Here is a 19,146-nt window from a genome sequence, read left to right on the forward strand (position 1 = left end):
AGCGAAGTGAAAAGTGAAGTCGATGACCACGGCGGCATGCACGCAAGCGCTGAAAAACCTATTGGAGACCCGCGATGCTCAATGTCATGCAACCGTCACAGGCTCTCGCTCGAAGCTGCCTGCCTTCAATTGGAAAGATTCAAAAGAAAAGAAGCATGACGAGCTGCTAAATTGGCATTTGGTCCGCGCCAGCTATCCTCCATCTCATGACCCCGAAAATCCTCATTGTCGAAGACGAGCCGTCGATCGCGGAAAACATCGTGTATGCGCTGGAGGCGGATGGTTTCAGTGTGATCACGGCGGCGACGGGGCGTGATGCGCTGGAGAAAATCGCTGTGCAGGAGTTTCAGATGGTCATTCTGGATGTGGGGCTGCCGGACATGACGGGGTTCGAGGTGTGTAAAACGATCCGCCGCACGCAGAGCCTGCCCATTGTCTTCCTCACGGCTCGCTCCGGTGAGGTGGACCGTGTGGTGGGGCTGGAAATCGGCGGGGATGACTATGTGGTGAAGCCTTTTAGCCCGCGTGAGCTGGCAGCGCGGGCGCGGGCAATCCTGCGCCGTGTCTCGAGCGTGCCCCTGCCGCCAGGTGCGGGTGGAGGAGCCACTCTGCCGCTGGTGATCGATGATATTCGCTGCCAGGCGGTGTATTTCGGCACGGTGCTGACGCTCACTCGCTACGAATTCCGCATGCTGAAGGCGCTCGCGGCGCATCCTGGTCGTGTCTTCAGCCGTGAGCAACTGATGGAGGCCAGTAGCGAGGAGCCTGATGCCAGCATGGAGCGCACGATCGACACGCATGTGAAAACGCTGCGCTCACGTATGCGCCTGGTGAAGGGCGGGCTCGATCCCATCGTCACGCATCGCGGTATCGGTTATTCTTTGCTCGAAAAATGGCCTGATGGGGTCGCCTGAGCTCACACCAGCACATGATGACTCACGCTTCTGAAATTCTGCCCACGGCTGATGCTGCCCAGGAATGGGGCGAGCGCCTCGCTGCGACGCTGGCGGATGGCGATGTCATCGCTCTCTGTGGCCAGCTAGGAGCGGGCAAGACGCAGATTACGCGCGGTATCGTCGCTGGCATGGCATCCGGGGCGGAGGTGAGTAGTCCGACTTTTACGCTGGTGCATGAGTATCGTGATGGGCGGTTGCCGGTGTTTCATTTTGACTTCTACCGCATGGACCGTGCGGCGGAGGTGCTGGGCATCGGCTGGGATGATTTCCTCAGTGAGACAGGCATCATCGTGGTGGAGTGGGCTGATTTATTCCCGGATCTGCTGCCAGATCACACGCAGTGGTTCCGCATCGAATCACTGGTGGATGGCTCACGCTCTGTCACGCGTGTCGAGCGTGCTGAGATCACTCCGCCGTGAGATCGCGGTTGTAGAAGACTTTGACGAATTTCATGCGCTTTTTCTCATCGTAGCCGCGCTCGATGACGGGCTGCTCTTCACCTGAAGCGGGCTTGACGTGGATTTCGACGCCGGTGTCGAGTTTCAGCACTGCGGCGATGCGTTTTTTCGCTTTGGAGACGTCTTTTTGGGAGATTTCGAAGTTGGTCTCAAGCGGCTGGCCTTGCTCCTCCTCCATGCGGGCTCGGTGCTCATTGAATTGTGCGATGGTGTCTGGATTTTTCAGCACCTCACGCTCGAACTCCTGCAAATCGAAGTTTTCGCGGCTCTCGAAGTATTGCAGGGCCTCCTGCGCGGCGGTGGCGGTCTCCCACGGAGGTGTCTGCTCGTCATCGGTGCCAGCGGCTGGCTTTTTCTCCTCGATGAATGATACCGCCATCTTCGCATATGCATTGGTCAAAAAAGCAGCGTCGGGCACGGCCTCTACGCCGAGGAATTCCCGCACCCAGAAGCGTGTGTCGCCGCCGCCGCGATCAAAGGTCAGCACGTAGTAGCCCGTCTCGGAGCGGAAATTCAGGATGAGGCAGCCTTTGTCGATCTTGTCGGGATTGATGCCATTTTCGGTCGAGAGACGCAGATCGCCATTGCGGGCGGTGATGGTGAGAAAGGGGGTGACGCTATCGCTTTTCAGGATGCAGATGCCGCTGACGAGTTCGCCCTCGATGTGGGCTTCCTTTAAAAGAGCGATGCAGAGGTCGCCTGCTTTGATGTTGGGGTGATTCGACTTCGCGTAGAGCCGCTGGGCGATCTCGATCCCCCGCGGCAGCAGGCTGTCTTCATCCTCAAAGATGGCGCGGGCGCAGGTATTCATCTCATGCTGGTCCAAACTGGCATGATGGGCGAAACGGTGTGCCACTAGGTTTTTAAAGGGCTTCAAAAACAGGGCTGTGAGCACTTCTTGGTCTTTTTCGGCGATCTCAAAGACCTCCTTCGAGGTCTGGAGCGGCTCCTCACGCTGGGGATTGCCGATTTTCGCCAGGACGGCACGGGTGGCGGTAGCGGTATTGAGGCGGAGCTTGATCTGGGACATGGGGGCGCGGAGGCTATCGAGGAAAGCCGAGCTGCAAGGTGATTGTCCATGCCGGACATCAATTCCGCTCGCCTTTCTTCTTGCACGACGAGCAATTACGACGACTATCGCCGCCCGCGCAGCCCGAAACGGCCCGTGGGACACCGTTTATTTCGGGGCGTAGCTTAGCCTGGTAGAGCGCCTGCTTTGGGAGCAGGAGGTCGTGAGTTCGAATCTCGCCGCCCCGACCATCAACGGTTTTTCTTTTTTCAGCCCCTAAATTCTACGTTCCTCGGATGTCCGCCCTGTATGCCGCCACCTTGAGCACCTTCAAAGAAATGGGCTGGCACTACCGCGAGGTGCCTGATCACTCTGTCATCGAGACTGACTTTGAGGCGCATCACACAAAGGTGCCGCTGCATGTGCAGGTCTTCGGTGAGACGCATATCCTCAGCGTCGTCGCCACCGCCAGCGTGCAAGTGCCCCATACGCACCGCCTTTCCACCTGCGAGCTGGTCATGCGTGTGAATCGCGAGCTGAATCTGGGGAATTTCGAGATCGAATGGGACAGCGGCACGCTGCTCTTTCGCATCACGAATGTCTTTCCACCTCATCGTCATGATGGACGTATCATCGCCAGCCTCGTGCACAGCGCTGTGGCCGAGATGGACCGCATCACGCCCTATCTCGGTGAAATCATCCATACACCGAAAGGTGAGCTCCTCCTGCTCCGAGTGGCCGATCTGCTGCAACGTGAGGATTTGCTCCCGCCTGCACCCGATGCAGAATGAGCGCCGCAGGCCCGCGCCCGCCGCATGCAAGCACGCTACCTCCTCCAGCACCATCCCACCTTCAGCGAGCCACTCTCTCGCGAGGACATCCACCTCCTCGTCGCCAGCGGCTCTCTCGCTCGGGGAGAGATGTGCTTCGACAGCGAGACTGGGCACACGCATACCGTGGGGGAGCTCATCAACGGCATGCGCTCTCCGCGTACATCGGCCACAGAGGCTCGCATCGCACGCCCAGCCTACCGGGAGATCACCCCTGACTTCGAGGGGCCACCAGACGAGCTCGTGGAAGAAGCCGATGATGAAAATGAGGAGCCAGAGGAGGATGAGGACGACGGAAATACTTACACCCCTAGTGGCGAGCTGATCCTACATCACTCCCACCCCTCATGGCTCGCCTACATGAAGGCGCTGAGTCTCACTGTCCTGCTCGCCATCGCGGCAGGGCTGCTCTTTGTTTTTCATGAGGTCTTTGCCCTAGTCGCCCTCAGTGCGGCACTCTTTGTGCTCTTTTGTGTCTTCGTCGCACGCAGCACCCGCGACTACATCGTCACACCCCAACGCGTAGAGCTACTCTGGGGCATCCTGGGTCGTAGTAGTAAAGAAGCCCGTATCTGTGACATCCGCAGCATCGACGTGTATGAACACGGCATCAAAGGCCTGCTCGGTCTCGGCACCCTCGACTTCTCCACCGCTGCCAATGCTGGCATCGAAGTGCAATTCCTCGACATGCGCCGTGCCCACGAGGTGAAAGAGCTCGTCCGCCAGCTCCAGAGCGGCACCTTGCCCACAGAGGATTAGCTGCCCGAATCCTGGCCTTAGTGACTATTCACAAGCATCCCACCACGGCTGGCGATTTCGCTAAAAGCCGCAGAAAGAGCAGAATTCAGCTCCGCGAGCGTGGCATCCTCCAGCTCCGGGTCGATTTTTTCAGACTCAGGGGCCAAGAACACACTCGTCAATCGAGGGGCCGTGCTCAGAGGCTGCGGTACCTGTCCGTCAGGCGAATGAGGGACAATCTTGGACTCCGATTCAGCCTGAATCCGGCCTAGCAGACTCGAAACACGCTCGATCTGGCCATCAAACTGTGCCGTGAGTAAATCCCGACTGTGATGCATCTCGCGCAACAACGCCTCCAGATGCCCACAAAGGTGAGCAGCAGGGAGTGATGGAACGGTTGTCGAAGCAGGCATGATGAGATGAGTGGCTTTAGAATTATAACATTAGTATAATAATTATCAAGAAATGAGTCGTTACAAGCCGAAAAAGGCTATCAATCGAACAGTCCACCCAGGCAAAGCGAGTAGCCCTGATTTCATCCTGGGCTCGGCTGCACCTATTATGTAGCTGGTTTATTATTGTCTCATTATTGGCCATTTGGTCTGTTCTTTATCCCGCCATCCATTGCGTGAAGGTGCGGTCGTGTTTTGAGGCCACTACCACCCGCCTTGACGTGACCGCCCATCTGCGGAGCGTGCGCCCTTACCTCATGAGTCAAAATGCCGCGCCACTGATCGCTACGGATGTCCACCGCACCTACCACCTGGCCGGGCATGATTTGCCAGTTCTGCGTGGGGTAAATTTAGAAGTAAGCGCCGGGCAAAAAGTCTTCCTCTGTGGCCAATCTGGTGCTGGAAAGACGACACTCCTCTATGTGCTCGGCGGACTGGAGCAGCCGACAGCAGGTGACGTCCTGGTCCATGGCCGCTCATTGTACAAATCTGCCGCCGCCGAGCGTGCGCGGCAGCGCAATGAGGTCATGGGATTCGTCTTCCAGCACTATTTCCTCCTACCGGAGCTGACAGCGCTCGAAAATGTGCTCCTACCCGCGATGATCGGCGGAAAGCGGGCTGAGGAGAGGGCACGCGAGCTTTTGGGGAGAGTAGGACTCAGCCAGCGTCTCGATCACCTGCCCACAGAGCTTTCTGGCGGTGAGCAGCAGCGTGTAGCTATCGCCCGAGCTTTGATCAATGACCCCGGTATCATCTACGCTGATGAGCCCACGGGGAATCTCGATGCCAGCACAGGCTCTGGTGTCATCGACATGCTGATGCAGGTCGTCGATGAAGCAAAAAAGACCCTCATTGTCGTCACGCATGACCGTGAGCTCGCGAAACGCGGAGATCGCCGCCTGTTGCTCATCGAGGGCAAGCTCGTCGAGGATTAACCATCTGCGCATTCTCCAAATTCCTGACGCCATGAACGATCCACGCACGTCGCCACCCACACCGAATCACGCCGCGCTCCGCCAGCAGAAAGGTGGCTGCGGAGGCAGCTTTGCAAAGCTGGTGTTCTTCACCTGCTTACTCTTCCTCCTACTGCTGCCCTTCACTCCCTTCGCGGGTCAGATCAAACGTGGCATCCAGGACATCATCCGCACCGCTCGCGATACGCCTGAGCGTGTCATCACCAAGGAAATCATCAAAGAGGTGCCGAAGGAGATCATCAAAGAAGTCGTCAAGCAGGTGGAGGTCGTCAAAGAAGTCGCGGTAGGCGCAGAGCCCCTGCCGGACAAATTCATCCCACGCAAAGAAGTGGATGTGGCAAAGCTCTTTAACGGCATCACCATCAAAACAGACCTGATCACCGAGGAGGGTGGTTTCGCTAGCCTAGAGAGACTCGATCCTGAGGCCTATACCGCACAGTTCCAGCTATCTATCCGTGTGCCGCGTGCCAACCAGACACTCCCCGAGCTCTCTCGCATCAATCCGGCTCTCCCTGGCATGTTGCCCGGCCTCGCACAAATGCTCACCACGGCAAAGGTCAGTGGCTTTTACCATAAGCTCTACGCAAACAAAACCAGCCGTGTGAAGAGCGATCTCACACGGCTAAACAAGACTCTCGATCGACATAACTTTTATGACTGTGAGACCATCTTAGAGCTCACTCATCCTTCCACCCAGCGCCGAGCCCTGCTTATACAGTCCGAGATGGATGTCGTGGCCGATGGATCAGATGGAGACCGCATGCCCGTTTTGGATGAGTACATCTACCTGAGTGATTTTTACCAGCCCAGCACCAGCTACGCCTGGCCAAAGCTCACTCCCACTCCAAATCCACTGCTCGCGAAATGGGAAGAGCGCCTCACCAAGGCGAAAGCCGATTACGCCATCAAGGGCCTGCCAGCCGCACGAAATCGGGAGCTGGAGGCCCTTTTAGCCGACTTGCCACGTCAGATCGCAGACATGCGCTCTCGCAGTTTCCTCATCGCCGAAAAAGACCCTTTTATCGTCCTCTCGCTGCTCTTTCGCGGGCATGAGGGACAGCATCCATATACGCCAGGACTGGGTGATTACGCCGTCGTCATTCATGAGGGCAAGCTCTACCCTGCCATCTGCGGCGACTACGGCCCCAGCTACAAAATGGGAGAGGCCTCCCTCCTCCTGGCCAAGACTATCAATCCAAAATCCACGCCCTACATCCGTGGTGCTGATGATCTGAAGGTCAGCTACCTCATCTTCCCAGGGACAGCGGAAAAGCCGAATGCACCGCCGAATCTAGCCAAATGGCGTGAGAAGTGCCTCTCTCTGCTCGGCGATATTGGCGGCATCGGGGCAGGACATGAACTGCACACCTGGCAGGACCCATTTGCGCAGCCCGCCGCTATACCCACTTCCCCACTTACGCCGCTCACTCCTGCCGCGCCAGGCACTGCACCAGCCACCACTCGCCCGTGACCTCTGCGCCACTTTTCCTCGCCATCCGCTACCTGCGCCCGACGCGTAGTTTCATCTCCGTCATCACCGTGATTTCCATGCTCGGTGTCATGCTCGGCGTGGGCGTGCTCGTCACCGTGATGTCGGTCTTTAAAGGCTGGCAAATCGAGTATCGTCGTATGGTCATGGGATTCGAGCCGCATGTCGTGGTGATGCAACTGAACAACGGTGGTGAAACTGGTCCTCAGGCCCCTCAACCGGTGGATTGGCGGCCTATCCGTGACCGGTTAGCTGCACTGCCAGAAATCGCCTCTGCCACGCCCGTCGCGGAGGATCGCCAGGATGGCGTCGCGGTCGAAAATGAGGGCAACCTCCAAGGAATCAGCATCCTCGGTCTCCCGCCCGGTGCGGACAATGCGCTCGCCAAAAAGCTCGAAAAGCACCTCGTCAGCGAAAATGGAGGAAAGTTCGACCTCAATGACGACAACATCATTCTCCCCGACTTCATGGCGAAAAAAATCGGGGCTAAGCTCGGCGACACACTCGTCGTGCATGCGGGGAAAAGCGTGCAGCAATTCATCACCGACTTCCGTGCGATCCCAGAAAATGAAGATGACTCCGTGCGGGCCGAAAAGCTCGACAACATCACTGTCCTGTCAAAGGAACTGAAACTCGTCGGCATCCTCCGTGCAGACACCGCCGGATACCGTGGCTACGTGCCACTGAACATCGCTCAAGAGTTCTTCAATCTCGACAGCGGCATTACGGGCATCAATCTCGAGCTGCGTGACCCCGAGCATGCGGATGAGTTCATGGAGCGCCTCTACGCAGAGGGATTGCTGCCACCAGAGTGGGGATGGACGACATGGGAGCAAGAACACCGTGACATGCTCGAATCCGTCGAGAACCAGCGGATCATGATGTACTTTCTGCTCATCTTTATCATGATCGTAGCGGCGACCTGTGTGATGAATACCACCATCACCGTGACGATGAAAAAGCGCCGCGAGATCGGCATCCTCACGGCCCTAGGCACGCGGGCTTGGCAAATTATTGCCATCTTTGTCTCTCAGGCCGCCATTGTGGCTCTCATTGGCGTGGTGACTGGGATTATCGGTGGATTTGCGGTGCTCTCTGTGCGGAATGATTTCCGAGACTGGGTATCCCGCGTGTTTCACATCGACCTCTTCGCGAAGGACATTTATTTCCTCAACGAAATACCCGCGCACACGGATTTCGCCGACTTAGCGATCATCTGTGGCACCGCGATCTTTCTCTGCCTACTCGCAGCGGTGATTCCTTCCTGGTTTGCAGCCCGCGTCGATCCTGCGGTGGCATTACGGGACTGATCGATCACTCCACCGGGATGTAGAACCAAGCCTGAGAGACAGGGAGTTCTGGTGTGATAGGGACTTGAGTCGATTCATCCAACCAAGCATCCGAGGTGCGCAGGAGGCATTGGTAGTCCTGCGTAGCAGGGCGATAGATACGCAGTTTATCCCCAGGGTGGAATGTGGCCGGTGCGTAGCCGATGAAGCGTGCTCTATCCCCAGCGATACTGTGGTGGGGGACCAGTGGGATCTGACCAATGAGGACGATCTGCGCAGTATGCTCACGAGCCTGGACGAGCATCCCCTGCCCTGGCAGTACATTGGCCTGTTCCAGCCAACCCGCCGCCGTCAGGGGAATGCTGCGGAAGCTGTCCGACGATACCTCATGGAAGAGCACACGGTCCTGATCTGCGATGAAGTGCTGCTCGGGGAGGACACTAGCGAGGCTAACGTGCCTGCGGAGGGCGAATGGAGCTCCTAGGAGGTCTGTGGGGATGGTTTGAGCATCCAAAACCAGATTTGAGCCCGTGGTGGCTTTTTCGTCGATCTCCAGTCGCAAGCCACTTTTCGGGCCGGAGAGGATTTCGAGGTAATATTCAGCTTCTGTCCTCAAAATGGGCTGGAGGCCGATTTGGACGCTGGCGCCACTCTGACCGGTAATGAGGCCACGAGCAGCATCAGGCTCGGTGAAGGGCATGGAGAGAGTTTCGAGCCCCATGATGGAGCGGCGGAGCCAAGCATGGACTTCAGAGTGCGTGGTGGCCTCTGCCTGGCCATCAAGATCGGCATCAAGTTCTGCACGCAGGCGGATGTAGCCAGCCTCAGCAGATGGTAGCGAACCATATGAGGCCGTGACGGTGCCGTCTGAATTCTGGGTGATTTGGGGAACGAGAGCGAGCGTGGACCATGTAGAATCATGGTCTGCACGGTGCTGGAGATAGAGACGTGCATCGACGGGCAAATGAACCTGACGCGTTACAAGGGCGCTGAGGGTGCCATTTTCGTCCGCGTGCAAACGCAGGCTAGCACGAAGTAGCCCACTGCGAGGATCTGTGCCGAGGACGTATTCAAGCAGGTTCGTGTGTGCATCGTGATCTTCATCAGCGAGCGGATCGAGCGACGTAGAAGCAAATGTCGTAACGGCTAGTGGTGGCAAGATGCGTGTCGCGACGATGCTAGAGGGCGGTGGTGGCGGAGTCTGGAAACCGAAGTCGATGGTAAGATCCATATCGGTTTCAAAATTATTGTCCGTGCCCGCTTGGAAGCCAGTTTCCACAGGCTCCGTGCCATGCAGCAGCTCGATCTGAGTGGAGTTGATACCAAAGGTAGCTGGATCGTCCTCATCGAGACCGTTTTCGACTTCTACGTCATCATCCTCCAGATCATCAAATGACTGACCGATGGAAGAAATGAGTCCATGCAACGGCGCTCCAGCAGCGAAATTTGACGGCGGCAGGTGAATGAAGTAATCGCCAGCAATGAAGGCTGTGAGCAGCCATGCACCGGTGGAATCGGAAATCGCGGTGGAGACTGGCACGGTGTTGGGATCATGCGGATCGTCGCCGATCAAATACAGGCGGAGAGTGACGTTTTGGATGCCGGATTCACCGGCATTGTAGATGCCATCGCCATTGGTGTCATGGAAGACGAGGTTGCCCACACCGAGTGGATCAGGGCGGAAGCCAAGGTCGATGGTGAGGTCACCGTTGGCATCGTTTGCATTATCGTCGTCTGCGAAGTAGCCGGACTCGGTGTTCCCAGCGGTGGGCATGCTACCGTGAGCCAGCGTGAAGACTGGTGTCATGACACCATCGACGCCGGGCGCCCCAGTTGTGTAGCCGTCTTGACCGACATCATCATCTCCAGCGGTGCTGGTGGGTAGGTAGTTCGGCGTGGGTTTGGATGGACTGTGTTGAGCGAGGGCGGCACCAGTGTTGAAGTTCGATGACGGAATTTTGATGATGTAGGATCCCGGAGCGGCTTGGAAATCGTAGCGCCCGTAGCTGTCGGTGACGTCACTACCGACCAGCACGCTATTGTTTCCAGAGGTCCATAGCTGCACGGTGACTCCTGTGACTCCGATTTCATCTCCCTGATCGAGAAGAGCGTCGTTATCGAGGTCTTTGAAAACCATGTTTCCGACCGTGATGGCATTGGCGAAGCCGAAGTCACGCGTGAGATCGACTTGATCGTCGATAGCATCATCGGAGGCACCATCTTCTCCTTCTTCATCTGTCCCCTGCGGGCAGTATCCTGGTATAAGGCTGAAAACTGCCGAGCTAATGCCGTGAAGCGACGGATGAGTATCGTCGAGGCCGTCTTCACCGACATTGTCATCACCTATAAGCGTGCCATAAAGGCTGACTTTGCCAATTAGCTGGCCGCCAGAAATAAATTCCTCTTTCGGGATATGAAGGAAGTAATCCCCAGAGAAAAGATCTGCCATGAAGTATTTCCCAGAGGAGTTTGTGACGACGGTGGCGACAGGATTCGCGGTGGCAGGATTATCGCCTGAGTGGAAGAGCTTAACTGTGACATTGCCGACTCCTTCGCCGCTTTCAAAGCTGCCACTGCCATCTGAGTCATGGAAAACGATGTTCCCGACGCTAACGGATCGGAAGAATCCGAAATCGACCGTGAGATTGCCATTGTTGTCGTCTGCATCGTCTTGTCCGGCGAGGAAACCTGTCTCACCCAAGGTATTCACGGGCTCCAAGTCCGGCGTGAGCTGAATGTCCACGCTGCGAATGCCATTGGAGGCAGGGGCAGCATCGTCGATGCCGTTTTCATCAGCTGCCGGAGAGCCACTGTCATCCGCGCCTATGTCTAAGCCATGACCAGGTAGGGAGCGCATACCTGCGAGGGGGCCAGCATTCGTCACATCAAAGGCCGCAGGAGGAATGAAGACAAAATATGAGCCCTGAGGAAGATTGAAGAAGCGGTAGTTCCCACCTGTGGCGGTGCTAGTGGAATCCAGGGGTTGATCCTGAAGCGGATTCGAGCCCGTAGCAAAAAGCTGAACGGTGACACCGTTCACACCTTCTCCACTATCATGCTTGCCATCTCCATCTAGGTCTTCATAGACGACATTCCCTAGCGTCATGAGGTCAGAGGCAGGCGCGGCGAAACCGAAGTCAATGGTGAGATCGAAGTTATTGTCGTCAGCGCTGTCGATGTCTTTGAACATGCCAGTCTCACCGCTATTGGTGGTTGGCTCAGTGCTGATAGCTAAATGCACGAGCGCGGAGGAGATGCCGTTGATGTGCGGAGCGGGATCGTCGATGCCATTGTCATGCTCATCCTGATTGTCGTCGATACCAACGGTGACGGAGGAGTCTCCAACGAGAGAGAGTTTACCATGTAGCGGCTGCCCATTGGCGAACATGACCGCTGGGATATGAACTCGATAGTCGCCATTGAATAGATAAGAGAAGTAATACTTCCCATCGGCATCTGTCAGAGTGGTGTAGAGCGGAAAGTCCACACCTGGTATTTGGGTGTCGGTGTAGAGTTCTACGACCACATTCTGCACTCCTTCACCTGGATCGGCATACCCATCGGTATCAGCATCAATGAAGACCATGTTTCCGATGCCGACAGGAGACTGAAAGCCAAAGTCAATGGTCAGATCGGCAGAAGCATCGCTATCATCATCATCCTGAAAATAAACACCTGTCTCGCCGCTATTATTGGTAGGTGCGAGGCCAGGATAAAGTGGCACGAGGGAAGAGGTCACTCCATCGTTGGCTGGATTTGTCGTATTGATACCATCTTCGCCCACATCGTCATCACCGACGACTCCCTCATAGATCGAGAGCATGCGATGAAGCGGCTTGGTGGGGAAGAATTGAGACTTCGGAATGTGAACGTAGTAAGTTCCGTGGTGCAGCTTATCAAAGAGGTATCGTCCACCATTGGCCGTATCGATAGCGTGGATTGGTGTGTCCACACCCGGCGTCTGATCATCGCGGTAGAGCTCTACTCGGATGCCATTGACACCTTCACCGGCATCGGCGTGGCCATTAAAGTTGGCATCAATGAAGACGTGATTACCCACGGAGACAGGGTGATAGACACCGAGGTCGATGGTGAGATCCACGTTCGTATCATTTCCATCATCGCTGGCGCTATCGTCACCCGTTTCCCCCTCCGCCGCAGTGGGCGCAGAACCCACCGCCAAAGTAAAGTCATGCGAGCGAATACCTGTGATATGAGGCGCAGTTGCAATGAGTGTGTCATCACCCACATCATCGTCTCCAACGACGATGTTATTGAGAGCTTGATAGCCCCGTAAATCGCCGTCGGTTAGATTGAAGTGCCCAGGGTGAATGCGGACAAAGAAAGTGCCAGCATATAAGTCCTGAAAGAGGTAGCGGCCGACTGCATCGGTAACGGTGGAGGCAAGTGGAGGCACGAGAGCAGGATTCTCACCAGAGCGGAAGAGCTCCACCACGATGCCTCCGAGTCCTTCGCCTACATCTGCGGTGAAGGGCGAGCCCCCCGTGTCATTGAAAACGAGATTTCCTACACTGAGTGGTCCTGGAGCCAAGAATCCCATATCAATCGTGAGATCAACATCCTGATCCCCTGCCCCATTGGCGAATGCATCATCCATCTCGCCTCCACGACCGAACTCGCCGCTGCCACCCGTGCCATTTCCAATAGGCTCCTCGTTATTACCGAGAAGAAACAATATGCTGTGCGCTGCATGACCGGTGCCAGCAGGCTGGTAGCCATTGCTATCGTTATCGGACTGATTATCGGCCAACACACGCAGCGGCGTGACACTGCCAGTGCTTCCCAGCACTCCGCTGCCGAAGTTTGGCTCTGTAACGACGATTTGATAGCGCCCAGAGCGCAGACCGAGGAAGCTATAACGCCCTGCATTATCCGTCACCGTGGTGGAGAGCAAGTATTCGGCATCATCATTGCCCAATCGATCCCACCAAAGCTGCACTTCCACTCCAACAAGGCCAGGTTCACTGGTGCCTAACACTCCATCTGCATTCTGATCATGCCAAAGAATGCCGCCAGCGCCAGTTCCATGCCAGAGCCCGAAATCGAGAGTGAGATCGGTATCGGCATCTCCATCTTCACTGGTGGGCTGCACACCCGGAGCCAGCGTAAGAACCGGGGAGAAGAGGTTTCTACCGGGAAGGGCCTGCCATCCGTAGTTTTCTCCATCATCACCATCATAGACCTCCTTTGGCACGCCGCCAGATACACGCGGGCCAGGCGCAAAAGGAGGAGTGGCCCGGATGAATACTGGCCCAACAGGGAGATTGGCTAAAACATAATTCCCATTGCTGTCTGTGATGGTGGATTTGATCAGAATGTCCGCATCTGCCCCCGTGCCCCCGCGCTGCATGTCTGCACCAGGATGGAAGGCGCGGACATAGACTCCGCTTATCCCAGGCACACCATCATCATCGACCCCATTATCATTCAGGTCATGGAAGACGCGGCTCCCGATGCTAATGCCTTTCACAACGATCGTGACAGGTAGCGTGCCTGCACAGCCATCAGCATTGGTTGCCCGCAGTGTAACATTATAGCTACCAGCAGCCGTGGGTGAGCCACTGAGAATTCCCGTGCTACTCAAAGTCACTCCTGGAGGAAAAGCACCTGGCAGGAGCGTATCCCACGTGAAACTGCTACCGCCCATACCATCACTCGCTGTTAGGGCGAAGGTCTGACTCTGCCCAATGTAGAAAGTAGGGAACGCCGGCGCGATGATGGTAATGAGCGGACACACACGCCAATCCACCGTGATATTCCCAGAGCAATCCGGATAGGACGCATCTGCGGCAGTGATGGTGAGCGGATAGACTCCCATTGCGGCGGCAGCCGTGGTGCTGATACGACGTGTCGATGGATTAAAGCTAAAGCCCGTTGGCAGGCTGCCAGAACTCCACAGAAAACTACCTGTGAGACCTGTCGCTTCAAATGAAGTGGTCTGCGTGTAGGCAGTGCCCATGACACTAGTGAGGGCGGAGCCCGCTGAGACTGTGATCGCAGGGCAAGTCACATTCACTGGCCCAATAGGTCCTGTGTGACCTAAGCAACCTCCCGCATCAGCGGCTTGTATGTTGAAAGTGTAGCTACCACTTTGCTCTGGGATGCCTGTGATTCGTGCAGTTGTCGCTGTAAGAGGCTGAATTTGCAGTCCAGGTGGCAAATCACCACTCATGACACTCCAAGTATAAGGTGCGACACCACCACTGACCGTCAGAAGCACATCCGTGACGGCAGTACCGACAGTGGCCGCACTCAGTGCAGGTACAGCACTAATGGTGATCGCCGAACACCCCAGATCAAAGTCGGGGTAAACACGCCAACCGTGACAACCCGTGCTATCTTGGGCACGCAACAGGAAATCATATTCACCTTCTGCCGCTGGCGGCACTGGTGTGCCTGCAAGCTGGCCATTGATGGCATCGAAAGTCATGCCAGCAGGAATGACCGCATTGATACGCTGCATGGCACGGAATCGAGTCGCGACTTCACCAGCGGTGAGAGCCGCATTGAAGTAAGCCACATCATCTAATCGACCATTGAAGAAACTATCAGGCACCCCTCTGCTTCCGATTTGGAATGCAGTAGTCTGTCCGACCAGATTGACGTTGTAAGACTTCGCGACATAATTGTAGGCATTGACATAAAGACGCATGTTCGGTTTTGCGAAAGTGCCCACGACATGGTTCCAGCGTCCAGGCACGAGCACCGACTCTGTATAGCTTGTGGTAGCGTTGGCATCGTTGACAAAGAATCGCACATTCTGCGTGCCCGCAGGCTGGAGGAGACCGTAGCCGTTGCTGCCGTTGGCTGATTTTCCAGCGATCCAGCGTGAGGAAGACGGAGCAGCCTCATCGGCCAACACCCAGGCCTCGAGAGTGAAGGCGGCAGAGTTATGCGCCGTGCTATGAGCCACATTGATACCAGCATCTGCGCCATCGAAATCAAATGATTGTCCTGCCATCCCCGGTGCATGCGTGAGAGTCACGGTAGCACTGCCGTGATGGGTGCCGACACTATCGCTGACACTTCCATCAGCACGCCAGCGACTCACAGTGCTGCCATATTCAGAAGGATAGGCGCCATTGACACCAAGGCCAGCAGCATGACGTCGAGCGATCTCCTGCGGAATCAAAGCGCGGCTATACAGCACGGGTTCATCAATACGACCATTGAAGTATGATCCAACCAGCGGCGAGCGCCCGATATGAAGTGCCGTGCCGCTATGCGTGATCGACGTGAGATAAGTGCGCGACTGCATCAGAATGCCATTGAGATAGATCCTCAATTGCCCAGCCCCTGGATTATAGGTGCCCACCACATGATTCCATGCATTTAGCTGCATGCTGGTCTGCACCCCACTCGCAGCAGTGGAGTAATGATTGACCCAGAAGCGCACACTAGTACTCCCATTGAGCTGGTGGAGGCCGTAGCCCTGGGAACCAGCGCTATTGGTTTTGCCTATAATCCAGCGGCGCGAAGATGGAGCGATTTCTGTGGGATAGACCCACGCTTCGAGTGTGATCGAGGTAGGATTTAGCGCTGCATGATCCGCCACGTCCACACCATCATCACCATTTAGATAGAGGGCATTTCCGATGACGCCGGCGCCCCATGTAGGAGTGCCCGTAAGTGCGCCATTTTGCGAAGGCGAACCAGCATGATCAAACGCATTGGCCTCTAGTGCCCACCATGCCACGCTGCCCGGAAGAGGTGATGGGCGTATTTGCCACGTCTTAACCAAATCGGACCCAATCGCCGTGAATGTGCGAGAATAGCTCTGCCCTAAAACCGCATCTGCTATGGAGACCGGCTGAATATCAAGCCCGGAACATGGCGCAATAATCAGTGTAAATGTCTTCGAGACGGTGCACCCGCCAGCATCCGTGAGGCGCACGACAACATCGTAGCTACCTGCTAAAGTAGGGATGCCTGTGAGTTTGTTTGTCGCCGCATCAAAGGCAAGACCAGGAGGTATGCCACTGAGCACCGAGAAAGCGTATGGGGCCGTGCCACCATTTGCGCTAAAAGGAGCGCCTTGGACATAGGTGAGACTCACCTGACCGCTCGGAATGGTTGCTGGCTCAATCGTAGGACAGGACTGGATGAAGACATCCGCACAGCAGCCATCAACGAGACAGCCATCGGCATTGATGGCCTTCCAAGTGTAGCTACCTGGTGCATTGACGATGTAGCTCAAAGAAGTAGCCCCAGAGATCGGAGCACCATCTTTGAACCACATGGCACTCTGCATGCCGCTAGGCACAGTCAGTGTCCAAGAATCACCTGGCAGCAATGGAGTAGGCGCAGCACAGGCAGCGATGACGATATTTACCGGCGTGGTGCCAGAACAGCCACCTGCTTCCGTGGCGGAGACTGTGGCATTGTAAGTGCCTGCGGCCGTCGGCGTGCCGCTGAGTAGTCCGCTTCCATTGATACTGAGGCCTGGGATAGCCGGATTCAGACTCCAAGTAACCGGTGTTCCGCCAGAGACGAGGAATTGCTGTGAAGGATAGACCTGCCCCACGAAGCCGCTCGGATAGAATGAATTTGGAGGCAGGATCACCGGCGCAGAGCACGATACGGTAACTACATAATCCTCCACCTCGCCTAGCGACGTGCTATTGGAAATGAAATTCACATCCGCAGCCCCTGCCGTGAGTCGCACACGCATGCGGTGCGTGCCTGTAGCGTTCGCTGGCACGGTAAACGCTACTGGATAATCATTCGCGCCTGTCGCGGAGATTGCAGTATTCACCGTGATCAACTCTGCGGCAACATCAGGGGAATTGTTGTCATTCCAGTCGATCCACACTCCCAACCGCGCATCCGCGACGGGTGCGTTGCGGGTGACGCGCACAGGCCAGGAGACCGCAGCCCCCGCAGTGAGAGTTGGGAGTATGAGGTCCTCATCATCACCCGTGTTATCATCGCTAGTGGCTGTGGAGTTCGACGCAGTGCCCGCTTCCGAATCTGTGCCAGAGGAACCCAAAAAGAGATTAGTACTCATTTCATTCCGCACCGATGGGAAGCCACTGAAATCACCGTAATCGTGTTCTAGTGGTGCAGGATTGACGGTGATTAAGTGGTCTTCGACCTCCCCGGCAACGTCGCTATTGATGCTAAAAGTCACATCACTAGTTCCCTCCGTAAGCCGCACTCGCATGGCATGCGTTCCGGTTGAACCAACTGGTGGCGTGATTGGCACTGTATAGCTCTGGGTGCCAGTGAGTGAGATGGCTGTATTGGCAGTGATGATCTCGTTGGAGTTGTCGATGCCGCCGCTGTCATTCCAGTCGATCCATACACCGAGGCGCCCACTAGCCACTGGCGAGTTACGGGTAATGAGGACAGCCCAATTCGTGGCACTACCAGCGGTGAGGGATGGCAGCGTCAAATCTTCATCATCGCCCGCAGTGTCATCCGCAGTGGCTGTACTATTTGTCGTGGTGCCATTTTCAGAGTCGGTGAGAGCGTTGCCTAGATATAGATTCGCGCTCGCGGCATTACGCACACTCGCAAAAGCAGAAAAATCGCCGAAATCATAGTTAATGGGAGCCGCGACAGAGAATCGGTGATCCTCCACTTCACCGCGCAGTGGGCTGAGATTTCCACTTATGCTCACAGGAGTCGTTCCTTCGATCAAACGGACACGAATGTAGGCGGAGCCTCCGCTGGCACCAGCAGGTGGGGTGAGCGACACATTGACTGTCCCATTGTTCGCAGCGACCACCAGACTATCACTAACCAAAGTCGTCGATCCGCCAAACCAGCGCACCCATACGCCGACTCGTGCAGCACTAATCTGTGTGCTGTCACGATAAGTATTGATCGAGATAGTCGATGGCACGCCTTCCGTGAAAGCGGGGATAGTAATGGTTTCATCATCACCAGTGTTATCATCCTGATTAGCCAACAAACCGGTTGTTCCACTTTCTGCATCCGTGGGAGTGGAGTTACCGAGGTATAATGCCGTGGATATTGTATTACCTGCACCGGCGAAACCACTGTAATCGCCCCAATCAGTGGTGACTCCAGATTGGATCTGGATGGCGTGATCCTCGATTTCACCCACACTGGCTGCAGAGCCAAAATTCTGCACAGTCGCTGATGTCGTAGCGAGCACACGAACACGCATGTAACGCGTTCCGACACTGCCAGCAGGTGGCGTAATGCTTATCGTTTTTGTTCCATTTGAGGCGATGGTGCTGTTGGTGATGATCTCTCCTGGGTCGGTAAAATCGTTGTCCCCATTCCAGTCAATCCAGACACCGAGTTTCGCGTTGTTATTACCCGTGGAATTGTGGACGGGAACTTGCAGCGAGTACGACTGCTGTTCGGTGAGACTCGCAGGAAGCGGAAGGTCTTCGTCGTCTCCATCAGCATCCGTGTCATCTGCGCTAGCTGTCGTATTGAGCTGCGCAGTGGCATCTCCATCTGCTGCAATATTTCCGATGTAGAGGGTGGTTCCGGCCCATGAATCCACGGCAGGAAAACCCTGCTTATCGCCGCGATCACGCCCCCCGGCTGGATCAACGATAATTGTAAAGGTCTCATCGTCAGTGCAGTATCCTGTGACATCATGTGCTCGGACAACAAGGGTATAAGTACCTGCCGTGGTGGGAGTGCCCCCGACCTGTAGATCACCATTGCCATCGTAACCATAGCCAAATGAGGTGCCATCGCTGTAGGGCAAGGTGCCAGAAATGCGCTGGATCCATACACCACCAAATCCGCCAGATGCCGTTATCGGATGCCAGCCGTAAAATTGATTCACAGTCCCTGTGCTAGAGCCTGAGAAGGTGTAAGTGAAGGCAGGACAAGTGGGAGCCGTTAGAATAACATCATTCGTCTCCAGTGGACCAACCCCATTGTTCAAGCATGATTCGCGAATGGCACAACGCCTGTATTTTGCACCAACAACAACAGGAGA

At 55.9% G+C, this 19,146-nt stretch carries 10 protein-coding genes and 1 tRNA gene; 8 read left to right on the top strand and 3 right to left on the bottom strand.

Annotated features, from left to right (window positions below; all coding sequences use genetic code 11):
* Positions 1 to 206: 206 nt before the first annotated feature.
* Both creB and tsaE read left to right on the top strand, forming a co-directional pair.
* Entirely contained in the window at positions 207 to 914 is a 708-nt protein-coding gene (creB, locus tag IPK32_13215; GenBank protein ID MBK8092908.1) for a two-component system response regulator CreB, read from the top strand.
* 17 nt (positions 915 to 931) lie between these two features.
* Positions 932 to 1,375, top strand: a complete 444-nt coding sequence (gene tsaE, locus IPK32_13220) for a tRNA (adenosine(37)-N6)-threonylcarbamoyltransferase complex ATPase subunit type 1 TsaE (protein ID MBK8092909.1) — start codon at positions 932 to 934, stop codon at positions 1,373 to 1,375.
* Here tsaE and IPK32_13225 read toward each other — a convergent pair.
* The gene (locus tag IPK32_13225; protein MBK8092910.1) at positions 1,362 to 2,444 is read right to left on the bottom strand and encodes a nucleoid-associated protein; all 1,083 of its coding nucleotides are present in this window, start codon (positions 2,442 to 2,444) and stop codon (positions 1,362 to 1,364) included. The two genes, tsaE and IPK32_13225, sit on opposite strands and share 14 nt — an antisense overlap.
* 153 nt (positions 2,445 to 2,597) lie before the next feature.
* Here IPK32_13225 and IPK32_13230 point away from each other — a divergent pair.
* From IPK32_13230 to IPK32_13240, 3 genes are all read left to right on the top strand, one after another.
* Positions 2,598 to 2,674: transfer RNA gene (locus IPK32_13230), tRNA-Pro, on the top strand.
* A gap of 45 nt (positions 2,675 to 2,719) precedes the next feature.
* Positions 2,720 to 3,214, top strand: a complete 495-nt coding sequence (locus tag IPK32_13235) for a hypothetical protein (protein ID MBK8092911.1) — start codon at positions 2,720 to 2,722, stop codon at positions 3,212 to 3,214.
* Positions 3,215 to 3,238: 24 nt separating this feature from the next.
* On the top strand, positions 3,239 to 4,012 hold the full coding sequence (locus IPK32_13240; GenBank protein MBK8092912.1) for a PH domain-containing protein: 774 nt from the start codon (positions 3,239 to 3,241) through the stop codon (positions 4,010 to 4,012).
* Positions 4,013 to 4,029: 17 nt separating this feature from the next.
* Here IPK32_13240 and IPK32_13245 read toward each other — a convergent pair whose 3' ends face one another.
* Positions 4,030 to 4,404 carry a hypothetical protein gene (locus tag IPK32_13245; protein ID MBK8092913.1) on the bottom strand — a complete coding sequence of 125 codons (375 nt, stop codon included), beginning with the start codon at positions 4,402 to 4,404 and terminating at the stop codon, positions 4,030 to 4,032.
* 296 nt (positions 4,405 to 4,700) lie between these two features.
* Between IPK32_13245 and IPK32_13250 the strand changes: the two genes are divergently transcribed.
* Genes IPK32_13250 through IPK32_13260 form a run of 3 tightly spaced genes read left to right on the top strand, consistent with a single transcriptional unit; the run spans position 4,701 to position 8,216 of the window.
* Positions 4,701 to 5,378 carry an ABC transporter ATP-binding protein gene (locus tag IPK32_13250; protein ID MBK8092914.1) on the top strand — a complete coding sequence of 226 codons (678 nt, stop codon included), beginning with the start codon at positions 4,701 to 4,703 and terminating at the stop codon, positions 5,376 to 5,378.
* A gap of 31 nt (positions 5,379 to 5,409) precedes the next feature.
* Positions 5,410 to 6,888: a glycoside hydrolase family 75 protein gene (locus IPK32_13255; protein ID MBK8092915.1), complete on the top strand. Its 1,479-nt coding sequence runs from the start codon at positions 5,410 to 5,412 to the stop codon at positions 6,886 to 6,888.
* A complete protein-coding gene (locus IPK32_13260; protein MBK8092916.1) occupies positions 6,885 to 8,216 on the top strand; it encodes an FtsX-like permease family protein in 1,332 nt (443 codons plus the stop codon). The genes IPK32_13255 and IPK32_13260 overlap by 4 nt, the downstream gene beginning before the upstream one ends.
* Before the next feature lie 4 nt (positions 8,217 to 8,220).
* Here IPK32_13260 and IPK32_13265 read toward each other — a convergent pair whose 3' ends face one another.
* Positions 8,221 to 18,990, bottom strand: a complete 10,770-nt coding sequence (locus IPK32_13265; protein MBK8092917.1) for a putative Ig domain-containing protein — start codon at positions 18,988 to 18,990, stop codon at positions 8,221 to 8,223.
* Between the last annotated feature and the right edge of the window lie 156 nt (positions 18,991 to 19,146).

This window comes from Verrucomicrobiaceae bacterium, from assembly GCA_016713035.1.
In the GTDB taxonomy this organism is placed as follows: domain Bacteria; phylum Verrucomicrobiota; class Verrucomicrobiia; order Verrucomicrobiales; family Verrucomicrobiaceae; genus Prosthecobacter.

What these genes read in the sequence shown, in the direction of transcription:
- creB (MBK8092908.1), top strand. Translation starts at nt 207, where the DNA reads ATGACCCCGAAAATCCTCATTGTCGAAGACGAGCCGTCGATCGCGGAA.
- tsaE (MBK8092909.1), top strand. Translation starts at nt 932, where the DNA reads ATGACTCACGCTTCTGAAATTCTGCCCACGGCTGATGCTGCCCAGGAA.
- IPK32_13225 (MBK8092910.1), bottom strand. Translation starts at nt 2,444, where the DNA reads ATGTCCCAGATCAAGCTCCGCCTCAATACCGCTACCGCCACCCGTGCC.
- IPK32_13235 (MBK8092911.1), top strand. Translation starts at nt 2,720, where the DNA reads ATGTCCGCCCTGTATGCCGCCACCTTGAGCACCTTCAAAGAAATGGGC.
- IPK32_13240 (MBK8092912.1), top strand. Translation starts at nt 3,239, where the DNA reads ATGCAAGCACGCTACCTCCTCCAGCACCATCCCACCTTCAGCGAGCCA.
- IPK32_13245 (MBK8092913.1), bottom strand. Translation starts at nt 4,404, where the DNA reads ATGCCTGCTTCGACAACCGTTCCATCACTCCCTGCTGCTCACCTTTGT.
- IPK32_13250 (MBK8092914.1), top strand. Translation starts at nt 4,701, where the DNA reads ATGAGTCAAAATGCCGCGCCACTGATCGCTACGGATGTCCACCGCACC.
- IPK32_13255 (MBK8092915.1), top strand. Translation starts at nt 5,410, where the DNA reads ATGAACGATCCACGCACGTCGCCACCCACACCGAATCACGCCGCGCTC.